Below are 22,720 nucleotides of genomic sequence, written 5' to 3'. Positions count from 1 at the left end.
GTCGCGGCGGGACCCGCGGGCGGGCCGAGTCAGGCGGCGACCTCCCGGACGTCGGCGATGAACCGCGTCCCGTCCTCGAGATGCGGATAGGGCCCGGCGGTGCCGTACACCGCGCAGCGGGACGCGGGGATCCGCTCCTTGAGCCAGTCGGCGTAGCCGGGGCGCGGCTCGGCGGCGAACACCGACAGGAACGGGCAGCGGATGACGCTCGGCCCGCCCGTGAGCTCGCGGAGCAGTGCGAGCGTGCCGACGTCCTCGGCCGCCGCGGCCCCGGGCCGCGTGTCGAGGCTCCGTTCGACGGCCACCACCGCGTGCGCGATGTAGTGGAGGGCGAACAGCGAGGCGACGAGCGCCGAGAAGCCGTGGCCGATCAGCACGGGCGCCCTCGTGCCCTGCCGCACGGTGAGCAGGGCCAGCTCCTCGGCGAGCGAGTGCGGCGAGCGGCGTGCGGGCAGCTCGAGGACGGTGACCGCGTGGGCGTCGGCCAGGCGCGCCGCGACGGGCCACCAGGCGGTGCGATGGTGCGCGGGGCCGTTGAGGATGAGCACCGGGCGGCCGTGCGAGCCCCACTGCTCGCCGGTCCAGTCGATGTCGTGGTCGTGGTCGCGCCGGTGGTCTTCGGGTTGTCGGGGCAGCACTGAGCGGCTCCTGCCTGTGGGAGGGACGGCGGCGCCCTTCCGGGCGCGTTCGCGGACGAGGCGTCGGTGGCGGCGGTATCGGTCACGCCGCCGCGCACGGCGGCGCGCGCCCCTCGAAGGTCGATCCCGAATGGAGCGGCAGCAGGCGTTCGGCCCGCGGCCGGGGCGGCGCCGGACGGCGGGCCGTGACCGGCCGCCGGTTCTCCTCGAAGCAGGCGCGCGTCTCGAGCAGCGCGCCCACGCAGCCGTGCCACAGCATCGACGCCCCGGCGGCGAACAGCGTGTGGACGCCGACGGCGATGGCGAGCACGAGCGCGGAGGGGATCGCGTGATCGCCGGCGAGCACGCGTTCGGCGAAGTCCGCGGTGACGAAGGCCCCGGCGGACAGCACGCTGGCCGTCCGGACGCTCGCGGAGTGGGCGCGCGGTCCGGAGGCCAGGACCGCCACGAGCGATCCGAGCGCGAGGCACCCGGCGAGGAGCCCGACCGAGCCCGCGAGGCCGCTCTGGCTCCACGCCGCGGCGCCGGTGTCCTGCTCGTGGACGTGGTCGAACAGCCGGGTGGAGAGCGCGTGGGAGGTGCGCCAGCCGAGCCACCCGAAGGCGAGCGCCGACAGCGCCGCCGCCATGAGGCGGCGACCGGTTCCAGCGCAATGCCCTTCGATCTCAGCCCCCCGTCGGCTCAGCCCGCGAACGCCGCCACGACTTTACCGTGATGCGAATGTCCCTCTGATGCCGCATTGTCAGGCCGAAGGAGCGGGTGGCCGCTTCGCTGACCGGCGGCGGCGGGTGCATCGCGGGCGCAACGCGATCGGAGAGAGACCCGAACCTCCGCGTCAAGCGCTACCCGGGAAGGCCCAGCGTGACCGGTTCCCCGTCCTCGAAGCCGATCGCGACCCGCAGTGGACCGCCGGAGCCGGGGAGGGCGCGCCACCCGTTCGGGGCGCCGCCGCACCAGGCCTCGATCTCGTCGGCGGGACCGGCGACGTCGATGCGCGTGATGCCGACGGGGCGGCGGCGGTGCTCGGCGCTGAGCGACGGGAAGCCCTCCGGCCAGTGGATGAGGCAGGGCAGATGCCGACGCTCGAAGTTCGCGCCGAACCCGGCCAGCAGGTACGGCGGGAATCCGGGCCCCTCCGCGGGGGCTTCGATCACGGACATCCCGTTCGCGGCGGCGAGACCGCGGAGTCGCCGCTCGTCCTCGTAAGCGAGCAGCCACGCCATCGCGGTCATGGAGGCGCGGGGATTCGCGTCGAGGGCCTCCAGGTGGAACCGGAGCAGCGGTGGGGCGTCGGGCGCGGGCGGCTCACCGTTCGGGTAGTGGATCTCCAGCAGCTGGCCCTGCCGCAGCGGCACGACGAGGTTGGACACCCCGAGGCCGGGAATGGCCCGGCCTCGTGCGATGCCGAGCCCGGCCTCGGCGAGTACGCGCTCGGCCTCGGCCTTGGACCTGGCCGCCAGTACGACGTGATCGATCTCCATCGGTTCCGCCCTCCTCGGGAGCGCGCGGCGGGTCTCCGCACGCGAACGCGCGCTTCGCGCCCCGCCGCCACCGATTCTATAGCGACAATCATTGTCAGTAAAGAGTCGCTTCGCCGGCGGGCGGCGCCGGGAAGCGGAGGTGCACGCCGGTGGCGTCGTCGTGGCGCTTTCCCATTGCAGGACCGGCCTGCTCGTGCTCGCGAACGAGTCGGATCAGCCCTTCGACCCCTTCGGCGGCGGCGAGGTCGAAGAGGAAGGGCCACGTGCGGCCGTAGCGCTCGGTGAGCCGCGTCAGCCCGTCGGTGCACAGCAGCATCTCACCGACCTCCGCAGCGGCCACCGACCCCGTGTACGCCATGGCGGCGGCCCCGGGATCGGTCGAGGCGACCCAGAACCCGCCCTCGCGGTTGCGCACCCGCGCGATGTAGTCGACGGCGTAGCGCCGGATCCCGCCGACGTCGACCGCGGCGGGCGGGTCCACGAGGCCGACGAGCCGCTCGTCGGACCGGACCTGATGCGCCCCTTCGCGATCGCGCCATGCGATGGAGCAGTCGCCGAGCAGGGCCCACTCGAGGTCGCCGCCCGCCACGCGCACGATCCCGACCGTCGCGCCCGGCGACACCGGATTCGCCAGGTCGCAGCCGCCCTCATGCCGGCGGTTGACGCCCGTGATCGCCTCCGCCAGCGCCGTCCCCAAGGGAACGCCGGGGTCCGCGAGCTGCCAGGCGATCGCGGCCCCCAGCCGGGCGACGTACCAGGGCACGTCGTGGACGCAGCCGTCGTCGGGGTAGCGGGTGATGCCGTCGAGGACCAGGGCCCACCGGTCCGACACGAGGAAGTGGTCCTCGTTCGGCGCACCGCCCCCCGGCGCGGACGCCGCTGACACATGGAAGCGCATGGCCTCCACCGTAACCGCCGCCGCAGACGGCCAGGGGGTCTCGGTCTCCTCGGGCGGGTCGGGGCGCCCTCCAGGCCCCGCCCGGCGGCCGACTCGTCCTCGGTCGCCCTCCGGCGCCGAGCGAGCCCGCCAGGTTCCGGCACGCGTCCGCGAAGGCCGTATTACCGGCGAGTAAGAACGGTTCGGGCGGGAACCGTGCACATTGCACCATAAGCGACGCGACCGTTCCGCCGTTCCGGCCCTTATAGTGGACAGGACGAAGCGAAACAGGGGGTGGACACATGGGCTTGATGGACAAGTTCAACGAGATGAAGGACTTGGTCACCGGGGCCGTCGAGGAGGCCAAGGGCCAGGCCGGCGAAATGCTCGGCGACGCGACGGACGTGCCGCTCGAAGAGCAGGCGGGCGAGTTCTCGCAGCAGGCCGGAGACGCGGCGCAAGGCGCGGGCGACGCCGCGCAGGACGCCGGCGACCAGGCGCAGGGGACCGTCGAAGACTTCAGGAACGACCACGGCATCTGACCGAGCGTCGTTCCCCACGAGTGCCGGGGCGGGCGGCCTGCAGAGGCCGCCCGCCCTTTGACGTCCCTGCCGGTATGCGGCCGCGCGCCTGCCGGCGTCCCTGCCCTTTCCCGCCCTCTCCGCTGGACCGGGAGCCCGGCCGTCCCGGTCCGCGCCGGATCCGACGAGACCCCGCGTTTGCCCGCCGCGAGACTTTATGCTTAAAATCGCCAGCGGCGCGTCAGCAGGACCCCTTCCGGGGCCGCGGGCCGAAGGACACCGGACGGAGGGCGGCGCATGAGCGGCAAGTCCTCCGCCGCGCGGCGGAAGCCGAGCATGGCGGACGTCGCCGACCTCGCGGGCGTCTCGGTCATGACCGTCTCGAACGTCATCAACCGGCCCGCCATCGTCTCCGAGGCCACCCAGGCGAAGGTCCACGCCGCGATGCGCGAACTGCGCTACCGCAACAACCTGGTCGCCCGCAGCCTCAGGCTCGCGCAGCCGCGGCAGATCGCCTACGTCCTCCCGGCCCGGGACGCGGTCGGCAACGAGTACATGGACGCGTTCCTCCACGACCTCGCCGCCGCCTGCCAGGAGGCCGACCGCAACCTCGCCCTCGTCACCGAGCAGGGCACCGAGGCGCTCATGACCGCCTGCGAGAACCTGTACTTCGGCCAGTCCGCCGCGGGCTTCATCATCTCCAACGTGGAGTCGGCGGACCCCCGGCCGGTCGAACTCCGCAAGCGCGGCCTCCCGTTCGCCGCCTACGGGCGCACCGGCGAGGCGTTCGCGAGTCCGTGGAGCTGGGCCGAGGCCGACGCCGCGCTCGGCATCGCGACCGCCGTCGACCACGTCGCCGACCGCGGGCACCGCGAACTGGCGTTCGTCGGCGCCGACCCCGACAGCGTCACCATGGTCCAGCGCGAGATCGGCTATCGCGACGCCTGCCTGCGCCGCGGGCTCACCCGATCGGTGGCCGACGACCGGATCGTCCACTGCGGCCGCGACCTGGCCACCGGCGTCCACGTCGCCGCCGGCCTCCTCGAGGCGGTCACGCCGCCGACCGCGATCATCTGCGTCGCCGACCCCCTCGCCGCGGGCGTCGTCATCGCGATGCAGGGCCGCGACCTCGTCCCCGGCAGGGACGTGGCCGTCACCGGCTACGACGACACGCCGCTGACCTCGTTCGGGACCGTGGGCATCACCTCGGTCCGCCAGCCGTCGACGCGGATCGCCGCCGAACTGGTCCGCCTCGTCATCGACCGGCCCGAGGAACCCGAGCACCTCCTGCTGCCGCCGACGCTCGTCGTCCGCTCCAGCACCGACCCCGCCCCATGATCGGAAACGCCTCCGAAGACACCGGCACTCAGGATTTTAAGCTCACAATTCGCGAACACCTACCAAGGAGACCGACAACATGACCAACCAGCCGATCCGAGTCGTCGTGTGGGGCGAGAACCGGCACGAACAACTCGAACCCTCCGTCGCCGAGCGCTACCCGGACGGGATGCACGGCGCCATCGCGAAAGGCGCGGGGGAGTGGCTCGGCGAGCGGGCCAGCATCACCACCCGCACGCTCGACGAACCCGAGCACGGCCTCACCGCCGACGTGCTGGACGAGACCGACGTGCTCGTCTGGTGGGGCCACGCGGCCCACCACGAGGTCGCCGACGAGGTCGTCGAACGCGTCCACCGCCACGTCCTCGCCGGCATGGGCCTCGTCGTGCTCCACTCCGGGCACTGGTCCAAGATCTTCACCAAGCTCATGGGCACCACCTGCACGCTGCGCTGGCGCAGCGAGCACGACCGCGAACTGGTGTGGACCGTCAACCCCCAGCACCCGATCGCCCGCGGCATCCCGAACCCGATCGTCATCCCCGAGCAGGAGATGTACGGCGAGTACTTCGACGTGCCCACCCCGGACGAGCTCATCTTCATCAGCGGCTTCACCGGCGGCGAGGTCTTCCGCAGCGGCATGACCTACCGCCGCGGATTCGGCCGGATCTTCTACTTCAGCCCCGGCGACCAGGACTTCCCCGTCTACCACCACCCCGACGTGAACCACGTGATCGCCAACGGCATCGAATGGGCCCGGCCCGACCGCGAGCGCGAGACGCCCACGCTGCTGCGCTACGACACCGACGACTTCTTCAACGGCCAGGGCTACCGGGGAGCGTTCGAGCGATGAGCTTCCGCACCGTCGAAACCGAAGGCCCGCTGCGCCTCATCGTGGTCGGCGCCGGCGGGATGGGACGGGCCTGGGCCCGCGCCATCCAGGCCGACCCCGACACCGAACTCGTCGGCATCGCCGACCTCTTCGCCGCCGCGGCCGAATCGGCCGCGCAGGAGACCGGCATCCCCGGCCTCGCCGTCGGCTCGGACGCCGTCGAACTCGCCCGCCGCGCGGGCGCGGACGCCATCGTCAACGCCACCGTCCCCGAGGCCCACCACCCGGTCACCACGGCCGCGCTCCTGGCGGGCTTCCCGGTGCTAGGGGAGAAGCCGGTCGCCGCCAGCGTCGCCGAAGGGCTCTCGCTCGCCGCCGCGGCCGAGCTCACCGGGCAGCTGTTCATGGTCAGTCAGTCCCGCCGCTACCACCACGCGCTCCACCGGGCGAAGCGGCGGCTCGCCGGGCTCGGGGCCGTCGGGATCGTCGCCGTCGACTTCTTCAAGGCCCCCAGGTTCGGCGGCTTCCGCGACGAGATGGCGAGCCCGCTGCTGCTCGACATGGCCATCCATCAGTTCGACATGGCCCGGTTCCTCCTCGACGCCGACCCCGTCTCGGTCTCCTGCGAGGAGTACAACCCGGCGTGGAGCTGGTACGCCGGCGACGCCGCCGCGACCGCGGTCTTCGCGATGGAGGGCGGCGCCCGGTTCACCTTCAACGGCAGCTGGTGCAGCCCGGGCTTCGAGACCTCCTGGAACGGCTCCTGGCGGATCTCGGCCGAGCGCGGCACCGTCCTGTGGGACGGGGAGGGCGAACCCCGCGCCGACCCGGAGGAGGCCGTCGCCGCGGTCGACGATCCCGGACTGGAGATCGCGGGCTCGCTGCGCGAGTTCGTCGCCGCCGTCCGCCGCGGGACCGAACCGATGGGGCGCGTGCACGCCAACGTCATGAGCCTCGCCATGGTCGAGGCCGCGACCCAGAGCGCCGCGCAGGGCCGGCGAGTCGTCATCGACGACGTGCTCGACCGCTCCTATGAGGCCGCGATCGCGACCGAGCGGAACGCCGACGTCCTCGCGGCCATGAAAGCCTGGACCTCGGTCCGCGAAGTCCTGAGCCAGAGGAGCCATCGCAGTGAGTGAATCCGGAACCCTCAATGTCGGCATGGTCGGCTACGCCTTCATGGGCGCGGCCCACTCCCACGCGTGGCGGACCGCGCCGCGCTTCTTCGACCTGCCGCTCGCACCCCGCATGACCGCCGTCGCCGGCCGCGACCCCGAACGCGTCGCCGCCGCGGCGGCGACGCTCGGCTGGGACTCCACCGAGACCGACTGGCGGCGGCTCGTCGAGCGCGACGACATCGACCTGATCGACATCTGCGTGCCGGGCGACCTGCACGCGGAGATCGCGATCGCCGCGCTCGAAGCGGGCAAGCACGTGCTGTGCGAGAAGCCGCTGGCGAACTCGGTGGCCGAGGCCGAGCGGATGACCGCGGCCGCGGAGGCCGCCGAGGCCCGCGGCGCGTTCGCCATGTGCGGCTTCAGCTACCGCCGCACCCCGGCGCTCTCGCTCGCGAAGCGCCTGGTCGAATCCGGCGCGCTCGGGCGGATCCGCCACGTGCGCGCCCAGTACCTCCAAGACTGGCTCACCGACGAGGACGCGCCGCTGACGTGGCGGCTCGACAAGTCGAAGTCCGGTTCGGGGTCCCTCGGCGACATCGGCGCGCACATCGTCGACGCCGCGCAGTGGATCGCGGGCGCGAACGTCACCGGCGTCTCGGCGCTGATGGAGACGTTCGTCAAGGAGCGACCGGTCGGCGGCGAGTTCGTCGGCCTGGGCGGCCACGGCGGGGTCGACGGCCCCCGCGGCCCGGTCACGGTGGACGACGCCGCGATGTTCACCGCCCGGTTCGAGGGCGGTGCGGTCGGCGTCTTCGAGGCGACCCGGTTCGCGCTGGGCCGGAAGAACGCCATGCGACTGGAGCTCAACGGCTCGAAGGGCGCGCTCGCGTTCGACTTCGAGGACATGAACGCGCTGTGGTTCTACGACGCGGCCGACGAGCCGAACGCCGGTTTCCGCCGCATCCAGGTCACCGAACCGGAGCACCCGTACACGGGCAACTGGTGGCCGGTGGGGCACGGGCTCGGCTACGAGCACGCGTTCACCCATCAGGTGGTGGACCTCGTCGGGGCGATCGCGAACCGTGAGCGCCCGGCCCCGTCGTTCGCGGACGCCCTGCGGGTCCAGCGCGTCCTGGCGGCGGTCGAGGCGAGCGCCGCCGATGAGAGCCGCTGGACGGCCGTCTGAGTCCGACTCGGAACGTTGCCACGCTCAGGGGCCGTCGCCGATGCGACGGCCCCTGAGCGTCGTGCGGACATGCGGCGACGATCAGCGCGGCGGGACTCCCAGGCCCTTGCAGAGGCCGAGCCGGAGGCCGGCGACGGCCCGCACCGCCGGGGTTCGCCGGCCGGGCGGCATCGCGCGGAACGAGTGACGCTCAGGCCGCGAGGCGGGCGGCTTCGCGGGCGACGTGGGCCACCGCTCCGGCGCCCCATCGGTCGACGGCCCGATCGAGCTCCGCCTCTTCGCCGCCGCGCACCTCGAGGAAGAGCCGCGCGCCGTGGCCGGTGCCCTCACCGAGCCGCAGCCGCACCGCGTCTCCCGGTTCGCCGTCGGCCACCTTGAACGCGAACGTCCGCGGGGCGTCGACCTCGGTGACGGTCCCGAGCACGACCTCGGGCGTCTCGCGGGCGCGGAACTCCTCGCCGACCGCGGGCGCCCGCCGCCGCTCCCCGCCCGCCGGATCGGAGCCGAAGAACAGGTCCCAGGCCGTTTCGGCCGGGCACGTGAGCTGCCGTTCGAACCTGACGTGCCAGCCCGTACCGCCGCGGGTGACCTCCGGCCGGTCGAGTCGGAAGCGGGCCACGAGTTCCTCGTGCCGCTCGACGCTCCTGCCGGGCTCGCCGGGTTCGGCCCCGGCGAGGACCTCGCCCAGGCCGGCGAGGCACGTCTCCCAGCCGGTCGCGAAGCTCGCCGCTCCCGCCCGGTCGTCGAAGTGGTGGGTCAGGACGAAGTCCGTCCGCCCGTCCCGCTCGTGCAGCTCGAACTCGAGGCGGTCGTCCCCCCACGTGAACGAGAGGTACCGGGGCGGATCGACCTCCAGCACCCGCCCGGAGGCCGCATCGTCCTCGAACCCGTCGAAGCGGACCGGTCCGCCCGGCCGCAGATCGATTTCGGCCGCCGCGGGGAACCACTGCGCGAGGTGCTCGGCGGCGGTCACGGCTCGCCACACCCGGTCGATCGGATGCTCGTATCGGCGCTCCACCCTTATGGCCGGTCGCTCGCGGTCGGTGAGCAGTTCGGGATCGTTCATCGGTTCTCCTCCTCGTCTCGCATGGCGTCGAGTCGCTCGCCCAGCCGGTCGAGCCGGCCCTCCCACATCCATCGGTAGGGCTCGACCCACTCGGCCACCTCCCGCAGCGGCTCGGGACGAAGCTCGTACCAGCGGCGCTGCGCGTCCGCCCGGACGGTCACGAATCCCGAGTCGCGAAGCACCCGCAGGTGCTTCGACATGACCGGTTGGCCGACGCCGAGTTCGTCGGCGAGCTCGCCGACCGATTTCGGGCCGTCGCGGAGCCGCTCGATGATCTCCCGCCGAGCCGGCAGCGACAGCACCTCGAATATCGACAGCATGAAGCTAACATACTCTAGAATGTATATACTGTCAAATTCATATTATGGGGCGGCCAGTCGTCGGCGGCCGTCTGCGCGGCCGTCCGGCACCGCCGACTTCGCGCTGCCGATCCGCTACGCGCGCAAGCGGAAACCCCTGGGGGTGGCCCGGAATCCGGCTGATTCGAGCAGCGGAGCCAGCGGCGAGGTCGGGGCCCAGACGCCGTTGACCTGTTCGACGTGGAGCGACTCCACCCCGCCCGCGCGGACCGCCGCCGCCAAGGCGGCGCACGCCGCCGCGGTCGCCGCGTCACCGGCCCGGCCGGGCCAGACGAGCAGCGTCTTCCCGCCGCGTTCGACGTAGAGGACCAGTTCGCCCTCGACCAGGACCACCAGTGAACCGGCCTTGCGGCCGGGCCGGTGGCTCGCGCCGGCGGGCGGCTCGGGCCACGGCAGGGCGGCCCCGTACGCGTTGGCCGGATCGGCCGCTGCCAGCACCCTCGCGCCGGCCGCCGCATCGCCCTGACTCGCGGTGGCGCGCAGTCGGTCCACGGCGCCGTCCATGGCGAACTGCGCTGCGCCGAGCCCCTCGACGACGTAGCCGCGGCGGGCCCGGCCGGTCTCCTCGAACACCGACAGCACCCGGTACGCCTTCGCGAAACCGCCCTCGACGTCCTCCGCGGCGACCGCGCCGCGCGTCACGACCCCGTGCCGGTCCAGCAGCGCGCGGGCGAGCGCGTGCACCCTGACCGTGGGATCCGGCTCGGGCTCGGGAAGCAGCGACCAGCGCCCGGCGACCTCGGGCAGGCTCGACGCGCCCGGCCCGCGCTGCAGCTCCCGCCGAACGCCGGGCAGGACGCCGTACCGGCCGCGGGGCGAGGGCCGCTCGGCGCGGTGGGCCGAGGCGCCCGCCGTGCGGCCCGAGCCGAGGAACGCCCGCAGCGGCGCGGGCGTGTCGCCCGTGACGCGACCGGCCCAGACCAGGTCCCACAGGGCCCCGGCGAGGGCGCCGTCGTCGGCGTCGGGGCGGCCTTCGGCGCGGACGCGGTCGGCGAGCTGGCGGAAGAACAGCCCGTAGCCGCCCGCCAAGGCGTCGAGCAGCGCGTCGTGCAGGTCGGTGCGGTCGAGCGGTCGCGGCTCGGGCAGGAGCAGCGAGGCCGTCTCGGCGGGGTAGAGGGCGACCCAGCCGTCCCTGCCCGCGGTCGCGCCCGCCCCGGCCCACAGCACTTCGCCGGAGGCGGTGAGCTCGTCCAGGAGCGCCGGGCGGTAGTCGGCGACGCGGGCGGGCAGGATGAGCCGCTCCAGCGCGGAGGCGGGCACGGGGACGCCCTGCAGCTGCTCGACGGCGCGGGCGAGGCCGTCGACGCCGCGCAGCTCGCCGAAGTGCTGCCACTGCGGCAGGAACGACGCCAATGCGGACTGCGGGACGGGTTCGAGCGCTTCGCGGAGCGCGGCGAGGGAGCGGCGGCGCAATCGCCGCAGCACCTGGGCGTCGCACCACTCCAGTCCCTGCCCGCCGGGTCGGAACTCGCCTTCCACCAGGCGGCCCGCCGAGGCCAGCCGCTGCAGGCCGTCCGCCGCCACGGCGGCGCCGAGGCCGAACCGGGCCGCGGCCTCGGCGGTGGTGAACGGCCCGCGGGTGCGGGCGTAGCGGGAGAGGAGGTCGCCGAGCGGGTCGGCGGCGGGCTCGGTGAAGGCCTCCGGGACGTCCGGCGGGAGCACGGTGCCGAGGGCGTCGCGCAAGCGGCCCGCGTCCTCGATCGCCGCCCAATGCTCGCGCTCGGCGATGCGGACCCGTACGGCGCGGCCGGCTTCCGCGAGTTCGCGGGCCCATGCGGGCTCGGCGCCGCGCTCGGCCAGTTCGTCGTCCGGAAGCGGGCCGAGCAGGCGCAGCAGGTCGGCGACGCCCTCGGCGTCGCGTGCCCGGCGGTCCCCGGTCCGCCATTGCAGCTCCCGCTCGGTCGCGGCCACGACCTCGGGGTCGAGGAGTTCGCGCAGCTCGACCTCGCCCAGGAGGTCGGCGAGGAGCCGGGAGTCGAGCGCGAGCGCGGCGGCGCGGCGCTCGGCCAGCGGCGAGTCCCCTTCGTACATGAACTGGGCGACGTATCCGAAGAGGAGCGACCGGGCGAACGGGGACGCCTCGGCGGTCGCGACCTCGACCAGACGCACCTTGCGCGCGGCGAGGTCGGCCATGAGCGCGACCAGCCCGGGGACGTCGTACACGTCCTGCAGCACCTCGCGCACCGCTTCGAGCACGATCGGGAACGACGGGAACTCCCCGGCCACGTCGAGCAGCTGCGAGGAGCGCAGCCGCTGCTGCCACAGCGGCTGCCGTTTTCCCGGCCGGCGGCGCGGCAGCAGCAGCGCCCGTGAGGCGGCTTCGCGGAACCGGGAGGCGAACAGCGAGGACCCGCCGACGGCCTCGGTGACCAGTTCGCGGATCGCGTCGGGGTCGAACACCAGGTCGTCGGCGCCGACCGGCGCGATATCGGCGTCCGTCTCGCCCGGCGGCGCGAACAGGTCCGCGTCGGGCGGGCGCAGCACGATGCCGTCGTCGTGGTGCATCAGCTGCGGGTCGACGCCGTGCCGGTCGCGCAGCCGCGCGCCGATCGCGAGCGCCCACGGGGCGTTCACCTGCGCGCCGAACGGCGAGTGGACCACGATGCGCCAGTCGCCGAGCTCGTCGCGGAACCGCTCGACGACGACGGTGCGGTCGTCGGGGACGTGGCCGGTGGCCTCGCGCTGCTCCTCGAGGTAGGCGACGGCGTTGCGGGCGGCGAACTCGTCGAGGCCCGCCGCGTCGAGCCGGGCACGGGCCGCCGACTCGTCCATGGCGGTGAGTTCGCGGACGAACGCGCCGACGGCGCGGCCGAGTTCGAACGGGCGGCCGAGCCCGTCGCCCCTCCAGAACGGGAGCCGCCCGGGCACGCCGCTCGCGGGGGAGACCAGCACCCGGTCGCGGGTGATCTCCTCGACCCGCCATGAGGAGGTCCCCAGTGTGAACACGTCGCCCACGCGGGACTCGTACACCATCTCCTCGTCCAGTTCGCCGACGCGGCCGCCGCCGCGCTTCGGGTCGGCTCCGGCGAGGAAGACCCCGAACAGGCCGCGGTCGGGGATGGTCCCGCCGGACGTGACGGCGAGGCGCTGCGCGCCGGGCCGTCCGGTGACGGTGCCCTCGACGCGGTCCCAGACCAGGCGCGGACGCAGCTCGGCGAACGCGTCGGAGGGATAGCGTCCGGCGAGCATGTCGAGCACGGCCTCGAACGCCGAATCCGGTAGGGACGCGAACGGCGCCGCCCGGCGCACCAGCGCCAGCAGCCGATCGACCGGCCATTCGTCCATCGCGGCCATCGCCACGATCTGCTGAGCGAGCACGTCGAGCGGGTTGACCGGGATCCTGAGCGCCTCGATCGCGCCGGTGCGCATCCGCTCGGCGACCACCGCCGACTGGATCAGGTCGCCGCGGACCTTCGGGAAGATGACGCCCCGGGAGACGGCCCCGACCTGGTGGCCCGCGCGGCCCACGCGCTGGAGCCCGGAGGCGACCGACGGCGGCGATTCGACCTGGACGACCAGGTCCACCGCGCCCATGTCGATGCCGAGTTCGAGACTGGACGTCGCGACGACGGCGCGCAGCCGCCCGGCCTTGAGGTCGGCCTCGACCTGCGCGCGCTGCTCCTTCGCGATCGAGCCGTGGTGGGTGCGCGAGAGCACGGACGGGACGCCCGAGGCGGCCGCGGCGCTCCCCATCAGCTCGGCGGGCGCGTGGTCCTCCGGCGGCGGTCCGCCGTGCATCCGCTCGTATGCGATCTCGTTGAGCCGGTTCGACAGCCGTTCGGCGACGCGGCGCGCGTTGGTGAAGACGATGGTCGAGCGGTGCCGTTCCACCAGGTCGACGATCCGGGTTTCGACGTGCGGCCAGATGGAGCCGGTCGCGCGCCTCCCGTGCGGAGGAGGACCGGCCGGTCGTCTCGCCGAGGTCGCCCATGTCCTCGACCGGTACGACGACCGACAGGTCGAACACCTTGTCCGACGGCGGCTGGACGATCGCGACGCGCCGCTGGGGCGCCAGGAAGCGGGCCACCTCGTCGACCGGGCGCACGGTCGCGGAGAGGCCGATCCGGCGGGCGGGCCGCGGCAGCAGCGCGTCCAGGCGCTCCAGCGAGAGCGCCAGGTGCGCACCCCGCTTCGTGCCGGCGACGGCGTGCACCTCGTCGAGGATCACCGTCTCGACGCCGCGCAGCGCCTCCCGCGCCTTCGAGGTGAGCATGAGGAACAGCGACTCGGGCGTGGTGATCAGGATGTCCGGCGGCCGCTCGGCGATCGAGCGCCGCTCGGACTGCGGCGTGTCGCCCGACCGCACCCCGACGCGGATCTCCGGCTCCGGCAGCCCGAGCCGCCCGCACTCGGCGCGGATCCCCGCCAGCGGCATTTGCAGGTTGCGCTCGACGTCCACGCCGAGGGCCTTGAGCGGCGAGAGGTACAGGACCCGGCAGCGCCGCCTGGCCTCTTCGGGCGGCGGCGCGGACGCCAGGTCGTCCAGCGCCGACAGGAACGCCGCGAGCGTCTTGCCCGAACCCGTCGGCGCGACGACGAGCACGTCCTCGTCCTCGGCCAGCGCCGTCCAGGCCCCTTCCTGGGCGGCGGTCGGCGAGCCGAACTCGCGGGCGAACCACGAGGCGGTGGCGGGGGAGAACCGGTCGAGCCCTGGATGCGGCGGCCGGTCCTCGGCGTTCAAGCGATCGCCGTCTCGAGCCATTGCAGGATCTCGGGCGTCACGGGGTCGGCGATGTCGGCGAACTCGCCGTGCCGTTCGAGGAACTTCGCGACGTAGGGGCAGACGGGCACGACCCGCATCCCGGAGTCGCGCACGTCGGTCAGGGCCCGCTCGACCAGGTGCGCGGCCAGGCCCCGTCCGGCGTAGGCGTCGTCGATCTCGGTGTGGAAGAAGACGCGCCGGTCCCCCTGGTCGCGGTAGGCGGTGAAGCCGGCGCGCCGCCCGTCCACGGTGATCGCGTACCGGTGCTCGCCGTCCACGCGGTCCACGACCGGCTCGGTCGACGCCCCGTTCACGAGGCGCCCGCCTTCCCGCTCTCGGTCCGGTCGCGCCGAGGGTTCTCGCGCGGCGTGAGGACGGCGTTCGGCAGGGCGGGCGCGCGAAGCCGCTGCCCTGCATAGCCTTCGACGGCGCCGAAGCGGTCGGCGGCGGCCTCCCAGTCCTCCCGGGCCTGGACGATCTCCTCATGGGTCCGCGCGATGAAGTTCCACCACATGACGATCGCCTCCTCGAACGGCGGGCCGCCGAGCAGGATCGTCCGCGCCGGGCGCTCGGACTCGTTCGCGAGCGTGAGGGCGCCGTGGCCGCACGGCGCGTAGCCGAGTTCGGTCGGGCGCAGGCCCGTGTCGGCGAAACGGACGTCCCCGGCATCGACGAGCAGGCCGTGCTCGAACGCGGGGTCCGCCTCCAAGGTGACGCGGGCGCCCGGTTCGAGGTCGATCTGCGCGCCCAGCAGCGGCGTGAAGGTCGGCACCGGGGAGGTGTCCCCGGCGAGCGAGCCGAGGAAGACGCGGATCTCGGCGCCGTCGACGCGCACCGGTTCGGGCGCGTGGTGCCGGAAGTCCCGGTCGGCGTTCCGGTGGGCCTCGGGCAGGGCGACCCACAGCTGGACGCCGTGGAGGACCGCCGTGTCCGCGGTGGAGACCTCGGAGTGGCTGATGCCGTGCCCGCCGGTCATGAGGTTGAGTTCGCCCGGCCGGATGAGGGCGTGGGTGCCGAGGCTGTCGCGGTGCTCGATGGTGCCGCTGAACAGCCAGCTCACCGTGGCGAGGCCGGTGTGGGGATGCGGCGGCACGTCCATGCCGCCCGAGGACGGGACGTCGACGGGACCGTAGTGGTCGGCGAAGCACCACGCGCCGATCAGGGTCCGCGCCCGCTGCGGCAGGGTCCGCCGCACGTGCAGCGCCCGCACCCCGCCCAAGGGCACGTCCCGCGCGGTGAGCACCTCGACCCGCGCCGCCTCCTGCGACCCGTCCTCGCCGCAGCGCACGGCCACCGGGTCGGTCTCCACGTTGCTCACCGAGGCGCCCTCGCCCTCGCATCAGTTGTCACGTCGACCAGCATGCCACGGCCGCGAGGCGGGCACCGCTCGGTCGACGGTGCCCGCCTCGCGCAGCGGAACGGGCGGCGGGCCGCCGGCCCGCCGCGATCGCGGCTCAGCCGGTCTGCGGCTCCCGCCACATCGGATACAGGAACGGACCGCCCGGTTCGAGCCCGTACGGCTCGCCGTGCGCCCGGTACCCGAGCGTCTCGTACAGCTTCGCCGTCTCGGGCGAGACCGCTTCGAGGTACGCCGGGATCCCGTCCCGGTCGAGCACCCGGTGGTGGCGGCGCAGCATCGCCGAGGCGATGCCGTTGCCGCGCCGCTCCTTGCGCACGCCGACCAGCGCCACATAATGGTGGGGATCGCCGGGGTGGTGCTCCTCCATCACCCGGTCCAGGCGGTGGAACCGGTCGGTGTGCGCGCCGCACGCCGCGCGAAGCCGCTCGTCGTAATCCGGGACCGGCGGCGGGGGCACGGTGTGGTCGAACCAGACGACCGCGCCGTCGAGGTCGCCGGAGGTGACCACGCCGCCGTGCCCCAGCGCGTGCTCGACGATCAGCTCGAACTGGCCCCGGACCGCCCTGAGGCGCTCGTCGGGGTCGTCCACGAGCCACCGCGCGGTGGGCAGGTCGTTGAACTCCACGGCGAGCATGGCCGCCACGGTCCGATAGGCGTCAACGGTCACCGGTGACCCCCACCGGGACGGCGGTCCGCTCGGCGGCCTGCACGAGCGGCGCCTTCGCGCCGTGGCCGATCCCGGCGTACACCTCCGGCCTCCCCCGCTTCAGGTACGCCGCCCAGCCCGCGCCCAGCAGCGCCAGCACGGCGAACAGGATCGGCACGAGCCGCGGCAGCAGCGAGCCCTGCTCGACGCCCAGCAGCGTGTGGAAGTGGGCGACCGACAGGTACATGACCCCGGCCATCGCGAGCACCGCGAGCGTCGGCGCGATCCTGGAGGCCCACAGCGACTCGTCGCGCCGATCCCGCGCGAAGTACACCACCACGGCGATGCCGCAGGTCAGGATGAGGGCGATCAGGCCGATCCCCGAGGACGTGCCGAGGTAGTAGAACAGGTGCACCAGCGGGTCGAGGCCGAGCACGGCCCAGAGCACGATGACGAGGCCGCCGACGACGGTCTGCGTGATCGAGGCGGCGACCGGCGCGCAGGTGCGCACCGAGGTGCGGCCGAGCCAGGAGAAGACGACCTGCTCGCGTCCGAGCGCGAACAGGTACCGGGCGGTGGTGTTGTGGAAGCTCAGCGAGGCGGCGGTGACCGAGGTCAGCAGCAGCACCTGGCCGATCGTCACCCACGCGCTCCCGAGCTGTTCCCCGGCGAGGGTGAACATGAGGTCCGGGTCGGCGCTGGCGGCGACCACGTTGTCGTCGCCGACGGCGGTGATGATCGACCACGACGCGGCGATGTAGATGAACGCGAGGATGCCGATCGTGGCGAGGGTGGCCCTGGCGACGGTGCGCTTGCGGTCCTTGGCCTCCTCGCCGTAGACGGTGGGCGACTCGAACCCGATGAAGCCGATGACGGCCAGGGCCAGCACGGCCCCGGCGGCCTCGCCGCCGAGCGCGGTGGGGGAGAGCGGGGCGAACGAGAGGCCGTCGGCGGGGTGCGCGAAGTTCGAGACGCTGAACAGGAGGATGACGGCGACTTCGACCGCGAGCAGGATGGCCAGCACCTTCGCGTTGATGTCGACCGCCCGGGTGCCGAGCAGGCCGACGAGCAGCCAGGCGGCGAGCGCGAAGGCCCACCACGGCAGCTCGAGTCCGGCGCGCGCGAACAGGCCCTCGGCGGTGATGCCGAGCAGACCGTAGAGGCTGGCCTGGAGGGCGCAGTAGGAGGTGGCGGCGACCCAGGCGGCGGCGACGCCGGGGACGCGGCCCAGGCCCCGGGCGATGAAGGCGTACATGGCTCCGGCGTTGGAGATGTGGCGGGCCATGGCGGTGTAGCCGACGCTGAACAGCCACAGGGACACGGCGATGATCACGTATCCGAGGGGGATGCCGATCTGGCCGGCGATGGCGAACATGACGACGACGCCGCCGGCGATCACCGTGAGCGGCGTCGCGGCGGTGAGGGAGAAGTGGAGCAGGCTGAGGGTGCCGAGTTTGTCGCGGGCCAGTGCGGATTGGACCACACTGGAGGGTGCAGGAGGTGCGGACATGGGACGTGGTCTCCTTACGGGGGGTAGCGGTTCGTTCAGAGGTTGCCGGTGATGGCGTTGTCGGCCACGGCCGCGATGAGGTGGCCGCGGAGGGTCTGGAGCGGTGCGGGCAGCACGCGCAGGTGCCCGTCGGCGTAGTCGCGCGCGCCGGAGGGCAGCTGGGAGTAGAGGGGCTTGGACAGGCCGACGGCTTCGGTCACCGCCAGGAGGAAGGCGTCGACCAGGGGCATGCGCTGATCCATCGTGGACAGCTGGCGGCGCATCCGGGCCAGGGGGGCCTGGGCGATGAGCGCGTCGGCCGCCTCGTAGCTGACCTGGGTGCGCTGCAGCCAGCGGCTGCGCCGCTCGGACCGCAGCAGCAGCCCAGCGACGACCATGTGCTCGGCCGTCTTGGTCTGGACGTCGGCGATCGCGAGGTATTCGAGCCACTGGGGCACCGCGAGCTGGTCCTGTTCGGAGCGGACCAGCTCGACCAGCCACAGCCCCAGGGAGTCCTGCGGCGGCTGGCCGCGCGGTCCGGGGAACACCAGGTCTTCGCCGCCTTGGGCGTGCACGGCGAGATGGCCGGAGATCACCAGTTCCGCCAAGAGCGCGGCGCCCAACCCCAGTCCGCTCACATGGGGCGAGACCGCGGGTTTGTAGAAGTCGTGGTGGGCGGTGATGAGAAACGCGTCGTAAATGAGCCGGGGGGTGGGCGCGTCGGGCACCGGGAGTGATCCTTCCAGTACAAAGCCATTCGATCGGATTATGATACGGTCACGCGTTTTGGCGACGCATATCGGTATTCCCCGTATTCCTCCCCTGAACGCACCGAATGCACTCGAGTGCTCATTCGCGCCTCTGAACTGGGCGGACATCCGCCGAGGCCTCCCGTGTGAACCGTCTGCCGCACCGGCGCCCCCGAGTGAAGTGCGGATTCGTCCCTCTGGTCCCATTGCCGCGCGGCCCCGCCGAGCCGCTCGGCGTCCCCACCGGCCCGGCCCCCGCCGAAGGCGACACGGCGACGTTCCGGAGCCGCCGCGGCGAGGCGCGCCGGCTCGGCGCCGAGATCGGCGCCCCGGCGCCGGCCGACCTGGCGTGATCCGCTCGCCTCCGCGGTGATCCGAAGCGCTCGACCGATCCCGTCGCGACCCTCGGCCCGCTCCGCGCGACCGTCGAGCATGCGGGATCGGGCTTGACAAACGGCCTCGCGCCCCTAGGATTTTTATCGATAAAGTTTCATCGTCGATCGAAGGAAGTACGACTCGTGAGCCGGATCCTCCGCCACGCGCCCATCGTCAAGGGCGTCCCCCACCTCCTGCACGGCGGGGACTACAACCCCGACCAGTGGATCAGGTCCAAGGACACCACCTGGAAGGAGGACATGCGCCTCGCCCGGCTCGCCGGGGTCAACACCCTCTCGGTCGGCATCTTCGCCTGGGCCGCACTCGAACCCGAAGAGGGGCGATACGAGTTCGGGTGGCTCGACGAGATCATGGACCTCATGGCCGAGAACGGCGTCACCGCCGTGCTCGCCACCCCCTCCGGCGCGCGCCCCGGCTGGATGAGCCACCGCTACCCCGAGGTCCTGCGCGTGAACGCCGACCGCACCAAGAACCTCCACGGCGGGCGCCACAACCACTGCCTCACCTCCCCGGTGTACCGCGAGAAGACCCTCGCGATCAACACGGCCCTGGCCGAACGCTACGCCGGGCACCCCGCGCTCGGCGTCTGGCACCTCTCCAACGAATACGGCGGCGAATGCCACTGCGACCTCTGCCAGGAGCGCTTCCGCGCGTTCCTCCAGGAGAAGTACGGCTCGCTCGACGAGCTGAACGAGGCCTGGTGGACCGCGTTCTGGGCCAAGACCTACAGCGACTGGTCGCACATCGAGTCCCCGAGCGCCCACTGGCGCGGCGAGCAGGACATCCACGGCCTCAAGCTCGACTGGATGCGCTTCACGACCGAGCAGTTCACGGACTTCTACCTCCACGAGGCCGCGCCGCTCAAGGCGGCCGCGCCCGAGGTCCCGTGCACGACCAACCTCATGGGCACCTATCCGGGCATCGACTACTACCGGCTCGCGCAGGTGCTCGACGTCGTCTCGTGGGACTCCTACCCGCAGTGGAGCGACACCGAGCGGGACGTGCGCACCGGCGTCGAGGCCTCCTTCCACCACGACCTCACGCGCAGCCTCAAAGGCAAGCCGTTCATGCTCATGGAGTCCTCGCCCTCGGCCACCAACTGGCGGCCGGTCGCCAAGCTCCACCGTCCCGGCGTCCACATGCTCCAGTCGATCCAGGCGGTCGCCCACGGCGCCGACACCGTGCAGTACTTCCAGTTCCGCAAGGGACGCGGCGGCTCCGAGAAGTTCCACGGCGCGATCGTGGACCACGAGGGCACCGAGCGCACGCGGGTCTTCCGCGACGTCGCCGAGGTCGGCGAGCGCCTCGCCGGGCTGGACGCGGTCGTCGGCACCACGACGCCCGCCGACGTCGCCCTCGTCTACGACTGGCACAACCGCTGGGCCCTGGACGACATGAAGGGCATGCTCCAGGAGCGCACGGGCTACGTGCGCACGGTGGTCGACCACTACCAGGCGTTCTGGGAGCAGGGCGTCCCCGTGGACGTCCTCGACGGCTCGCTCCTGGCCGCACCGGGGGAGCTGGACCGCTACCGCGTGCTCGTCGCCCCGATGCTCTACATGCTCCGGCCCGGGGTGGCCGAAGCCGTGAACGCGTTCGTCGAACGCGGCGGCACCCTCGTCGCCACCTACGCCTCCGGCTATGTGGACGAGAACGACCGCACGTTCCTCGGCGGCTTCCCCGGGCCGCTCCGCGGCACGCTCGGCGTCTGGGCCGAGGAGATCGACGCCCTCTACCCCGAGGACCGGAACGCCGTCGCCTGGAACGGCAAGGAGTACGAGGCGTTCGACCTCTGCGAGCTGATCCACGCCGAAGGCGCCGAGGTCCTCGGCACGTACGGCGCGGACTTCTACGCGGGCCGCCCGGCGCTCACCGTCAACCGCCACGGCGAAGGCAGGGCGTACTTCGTCGCCGCGCGCACCGGCGCGGACTTCCTCACCGACTTCTACCGCGAGGTGATCGCGGAGGCCGGCGTCGAGCGGGCGCTCGACGCGGACCTGCCCGCGGGCGTGACCGCCCAGCTCCGCACCGACGGCGACACCGACCACGTGTTCGTCCTGAACTGCAACCCGACCGGGGCGGTCGTCGACCTCGGCGGCGAGCGCCTCGAACTCGACCCGCACGGGACCGCGATCGTGCGGCGCCCCCGCAAGGGCGGCGGCGCGTCCTGAACCCGAGCCGAGGGCGGGCCGGGCGAACACCCGGCCCCCCCTCGGCGATGCGGGCCGCCCAGCGGTTCGGGGCCCGCAGTCGACGCCGGGACCGCGACGTCCGCTCCGGCGAATCGGCGACGCGGCCGGCCGGGTGCGGCGAGATCGCCGAAAGCGGGCCGAGATCGCACGAATCGGTGGACTTCTATCCATTTTGGTCGTATCATTGAAGCAAGTCGATGTTCGCCGTGCAACCGACGCGGCGGACCGCACACCGCCCTTCGCCCACTCCTGGAGAGTCCACCATGGCCACATTCCAAGCCGTGTTCTACCTGATCGCGATCATCCTGCTGGTCGTCGCCGCGCTACCCCTGCCGTCCCGCCGCACCCGCGGCGTCGGCATCGCGCTCTTGGCGGCCGCTTTCGCCCTGACGGCGTTCGCGGCGCCGACGATCGACGCCGGATTCTGATCCTCTGAACCGCCGGTCCGCTCCGCATCGGAGCCGTTCGACCGGCGTCGGCGAAGTGGGCGGGCGTGATCACGCCCGCCCACCTCCGTCCCGCGGTCCCCGACGCACCGCCTGAGACCTCCGGCCTCCCTTCCCGCTCCGTCGAGCCCATGAGACCGCGGCATCGCGGTCGGTGAGCCGAAGGCGAGCGCGGCGCGGAGGCTTTCGGCATGGGCGGCTCCTGCGCGCGCGCCGCGGCGACCTCGCGACGATCGCGTGACCTCCCCGGGCACTTCGTGATCGGAGGCCTCACGGGCCCCCTCCGCCACAGGCGTCCGGGCCGCTCGGCGAGGCGACGCGCATCGCATTCGCCCGCCGCGCCCCGGACGCCGACAACAGGCCTCTATGGATGCAACCGTCGAACGCGTCCCGATCGCACCATTGGGGAAATCGCTCGATCGCCTTGGGACCGAACGGGAATCAAAATGGCACACTTGTCTGTCTTGTGTGCTTTTGCCAGAGATGGTACGACGGTAGGGAGGCGGATGACCCTCACCAGTCGACTGTCTACATGAGAAGACTGCCGCCTCTGCCATCTCTGCCCAGAGCAAGGAGAAACACCGTATGAAGCGACTGCTATTGTGCGTCACCGCGCTGGTCGCGCTCCTCGGCATCGGAGCGTCGGCCCAGGCGGGGCCCCCGGCGCCGCAAACTCCCGATCCGCCGGACTCCACCGGCACCTCGCAGCAGCAGACCGAAGCGAAGGCCGTGGTCGCCGACTCGGCGGCGTTCGCGCAACAGGACGAGTCGGCCGACGCGCCGTTCGACTTCGACGAGGCGATCGTCAACGTCAAGGGCGACTACGCCAGCGTGGCCGTGAACTCGCTGGACCCCGAGCACTCCCGGGTGAGCCTCTACTTCGTCGACCTCGCCGACGACCAGGTCCTGTGGGACCGCACCATGGTCTTCACTCCCACGGTCGGCCGCGGGGCCGACCCCCACGCCGTGGACATCACGGTGCTCGACCAAGGCGATGCGGTCTACGAGGGCACCATCGGGTCCGACGGCGAGCTGACCGCCGCTCCGGAATACCGCGAGATGACCGCGGCCGCCGACAGCGGTACGGCCGACGCCGAGTGCAAGGAGGCGGCCGAGGCCTTGGCCGCCGGCGACGACATGTCGCAGCAGGGGGTGTGCGAATGGGCCGTCGGGGCACTCTGCGCGACAGGCGGGGGCGCCGGCTGCTACGGCGCCTGCATCGCCCTCGGACTCGTCTCGGGACCGGGCGGACTGGGCTGCGCCACCGTGTGCTCCCTGATCGCCTTCCTGGGATGCCAGGCCGCCACTGAGGCCATCTGCGGGTGAT

General features: G+C 72.9%; 20 protein-coding genes and 1 pseudogene. 9 read left to right on the top strand and 12 right to left on the bottom strand.

The features are described 5' to 3' along the window. Window positions 1–29 precede the first annotated feature (29 nt). From K3N28_RS01845 to K3N28_RS01830, 4 genes are all read right to left on the bottom strand, one after another. The gene (locus K3N28_RS01845) at window positions 30–638 is read right to left on the bottom strand and encodes an alpha/beta fold hydrolase (protein ID WP_228090770.1); all 609 of its coding nucleotides are present in this window, start codon (window positions 636–638) and stop codon (window positions 30–32) included. An 82-nt stretch (window positions 639–720) separates the two neighbouring features. Then, entirely contained in the window at window positions 721–1,266 is a 546-nt protein-coding gene (locus tag K3N28_RS01840; RefSeq protein ID WP_228090769.1) for a hypothetical protein, read from the bottom strand. Window positions 1,267–1,480: 214 nt separating this feature from the next. Continuing rightward, window positions 1,481–2,119, bottom strand: a complete 639-nt coding sequence (locus K3N28_RS01835) for a VOC family protein (protein WP_228090768.1) — start codon at window positions 2,117–2,119, stop codon at window positions 1,481–1,483. A 94-nt stretch (window positions 2,120–2,213) separates the two neighbouring features. Next, window positions 2,214–3,017: a protein phosphatase 2C domain-containing protein gene (locus K3N28_RS01830; protein WP_228090767.1), complete on the bottom strand. Its 804-nt coding sequence runs from the start codon at window positions 3,015–3,017 to the stop codon at window positions 2,214–2,216. A 290-nt stretch (window positions 3,018–3,307) separates the two neighbouring features. Here K3N28_RS01830 and K3N28_RS01825 point away from each other — a divergent pair, with 290 nt between their 5' ends. The 5 genes from K3N28_RS01825 (at window position 3,308) to K3N28_RS01805 (ending at window position 7,988) form a co-directional block, all read left to right on the top strand. Further along, complete coding sequence (locus tag K3N28_RS01825; protein WP_228090766.1) at window positions 3,308–3,538, top strand: hypothetical protein; 231 nt, start codon at window positions 3,308–3,310, stop codon at window positions 3,536–3,538. A gap of 276 nt (window positions 3,539–3,814) precedes the next feature. Beyond that, window positions 3,815–4,855, top strand: a complete 1,041-nt coding sequence (locus tag K3N28_RS01820) for a LacI family DNA-binding transcriptional regulator (RefSeq protein WP_228090765.1) — start codon at window positions 3,815–3,817, stop codon at window positions 4,853–4,855. A 79-nt stretch (window positions 4,856–4,934) separates the two neighbouring features. Next, window positions 4,935–5,705, top strand: coding sequence for a ThuA domain-containing protein (locus tag K3N28_RS01815; protein WP_228090764.1), 771 nt, complete (start codon window positions 4,935–4,937; stop codon window positions 5,703–5,705). Further along, window positions 5,702–6,823, top strand: coding sequence for a Gfo/Idh/MocA family protein (locus tag K3N28_RS01810; protein ID WP_228090763.1), 1,122 nt, complete (start codon window positions 5,702–5,704; stop codon window positions 6,821–6,823). The genes K3N28_RS01815 and K3N28_RS01810 overlap by 4 nt, the downstream gene beginning before the upstream one ends. Window positions 6,824–6,845: 22 nt before the next feature. Next, the gene (locus K3N28_RS01805; protein ID WP_374209666.1) at window positions 6,846–7,988 is read left to right on the top strand and encodes a Gfo/Idh/MocA family protein; all 1,143 of its coding nucleotides are present in this window, start codon (window positions 6,846–6,848) and stop codon (window positions 7,986–7,988) included. Between the two features lie 190 nt (window positions 7,989–8,178). On the opposite strand, the gene K3N28_RS01800 is transcribed toward K3N28_RS01805, so the two are convergent. The 8 genes and pseudogenes from K3N28_RS01800 to K3N28_RS01765 all read right to left on the bottom strand — a co-directional run bounded on the left by K3N28_RS01800 (window position 8,179) and on the right by K3N28_RS01765 (window position 18,338). Continuing rightward, window positions 8,179–9,054, bottom strand: a complete 876-nt coding sequence (locus tag K3N28_RS01800) for an SRPBCC family protein (protein ID WP_228090761.1) — start codon at window positions 9,052–9,054, stop codon at window positions 8,179–8,181. Beyond that, complete coding sequence (locus tag K3N28_RS01795; protein WP_228090760.1) at window positions 9,051–9,374, bottom strand: helix-turn-helix transcriptional regulator; 324 nt, start codon at window positions 9,372–9,374, stop codon at window positions 9,051–9,053. The genes K3N28_RS01800 and K3N28_RS01795 overlap by 4 nt, the downstream gene beginning before the upstream one ends. A gap of 114 nt (window positions 9,375–9,488) precedes the next feature. After that, window positions 9,489–14,115 (bottom strand): annotated as a pseudogene (locus K3N28_RS01790) (ATP-dependent helicase). Continuing rightward, entirely contained in the window at window positions 14,091–14,429 is a 339-nt protein-coding gene (locus tag K3N28_RS01785) for a GNAT family N-acetyltransferase (protein ID WP_228090758.1), read from the bottom strand. The pseudogene K3N28_RS01790 and the gene K3N28_RS01785 overlap by 25 nt, the downstream one beginning before the upstream one ends. Beyond that, window positions 14,426–15,433 (bottom strand): pirin family protein, encoded by a 1,008-nt coding sequence (locus tag K3N28_RS01780; RefSeq protein ID WP_228090757.1) that lies wholly within the window; start codon window positions 15,431–15,433, stop codon window positions 14,426–14,428. Before K3N28_RS01780 ends, K3N28_RS01785 begins: the two co-directional genes overlap by 4 nt. A gap of 136 nt (window positions 15,434–15,569) precedes the next feature. Continuing rightward, complete coding sequence (locus K3N28_RS01775) at window positions 15,570–16,142, bottom strand: GNAT family N-acetyltransferase (RefSeq protein ID WP_228090756.1); 573 nt, start codon at window positions 16,140–16,142, stop codon at window positions 15,570–15,572. Further along, window positions 16,132–17,631 (bottom strand): APC family permease, encoded by a 1,500-nt coding sequence (locus K3N28_RS01770; protein ID WP_228090755.1) that lies wholly within the window; start codon window positions 17,629–17,631, stop codon window positions 16,132–16,134. Before K3N28_RS01770 ends, K3N28_RS01775 begins: the two co-directional genes overlap by 11 nt. A 35-nt stretch (window positions 17,632–17,666) precedes the next feature. Then, window positions 17,667–18,338, bottom strand: a complete 672-nt coding sequence (locus K3N28_RS01765; protein WP_228090754.1) for a GPP34 family phosphoprotein — start codon at window positions 18,336–18,338, stop codon at window positions 17,667–17,669. A gap of 227 nt (window positions 18,339–18,565) precedes the next feature. On the opposite strand from K3N28_RS01765, the gene K3N28_RS01760 reads away from it, so the two are divergent. The 4 genes from K3N28_RS01760 to K3N28_RS01745 all read left to right on the top strand — a co-directional run bounded on the left by K3N28_RS01760 (window position 18,566) and on the right by K3N28_RS01745 (window position 22,719). After that, window positions 18,566–18,712 (top strand): hypothetical protein, encoded by a 147-nt coding sequence (locus K3N28_RS01760; RefSeq protein ID WP_228090753.1) that lies wholly within the window; start codon window positions 18,566–18,568, stop codon window positions 18,710–18,712. A 165-nt stretch (window positions 18,713–18,877) separates the two neighbouring features. Further along, window positions 18,878–20,926, top strand: coding sequence for a beta-galactosidase (locus K3N28_RS01755; protein ID WP_228090752.1), 2,049 nt, complete (start codon window positions 18,878–18,880; stop codon window positions 20,924–20,926). A 284-nt stretch (window positions 20,927–21,210) separates the two neighbouring features. Then, window positions 21,211–21,375, top strand: a complete 165-nt coding sequence (locus K3N28_RS01750; protein ID WP_228090751.1) for a hypothetical protein — start codon at window positions 21,211–21,213, stop codon at window positions 21,373–21,375. Between the two features lie 603 nt (window positions 21,376–21,978). Beyond that, window positions 21,979–22,719: a halocin C8-like domain-containing protein gene (locus tag K3N28_RS01745; RefSeq protein ID WP_228090750.1), complete on the top strand. Its 741-nt coding sequence runs from the start codon at window positions 21,979–21,981 to the stop codon at window positions 22,717–22,719. Window position 22,720: the final 1 nt, after the last annotated feature.

It is taken from the genome of Glycomyces sp. TRM65418 (assembly GCF_019710475.1).
Taxonomy (GTDB): domain Bacteria; phylum Actinomycetota; class Actinomycetes; order Mycobacteriales; family Micromonosporaceae; genus Glycomyces.
This window is presented reverse-complemented; position numbering and strand designations above follow the sequence as displayed.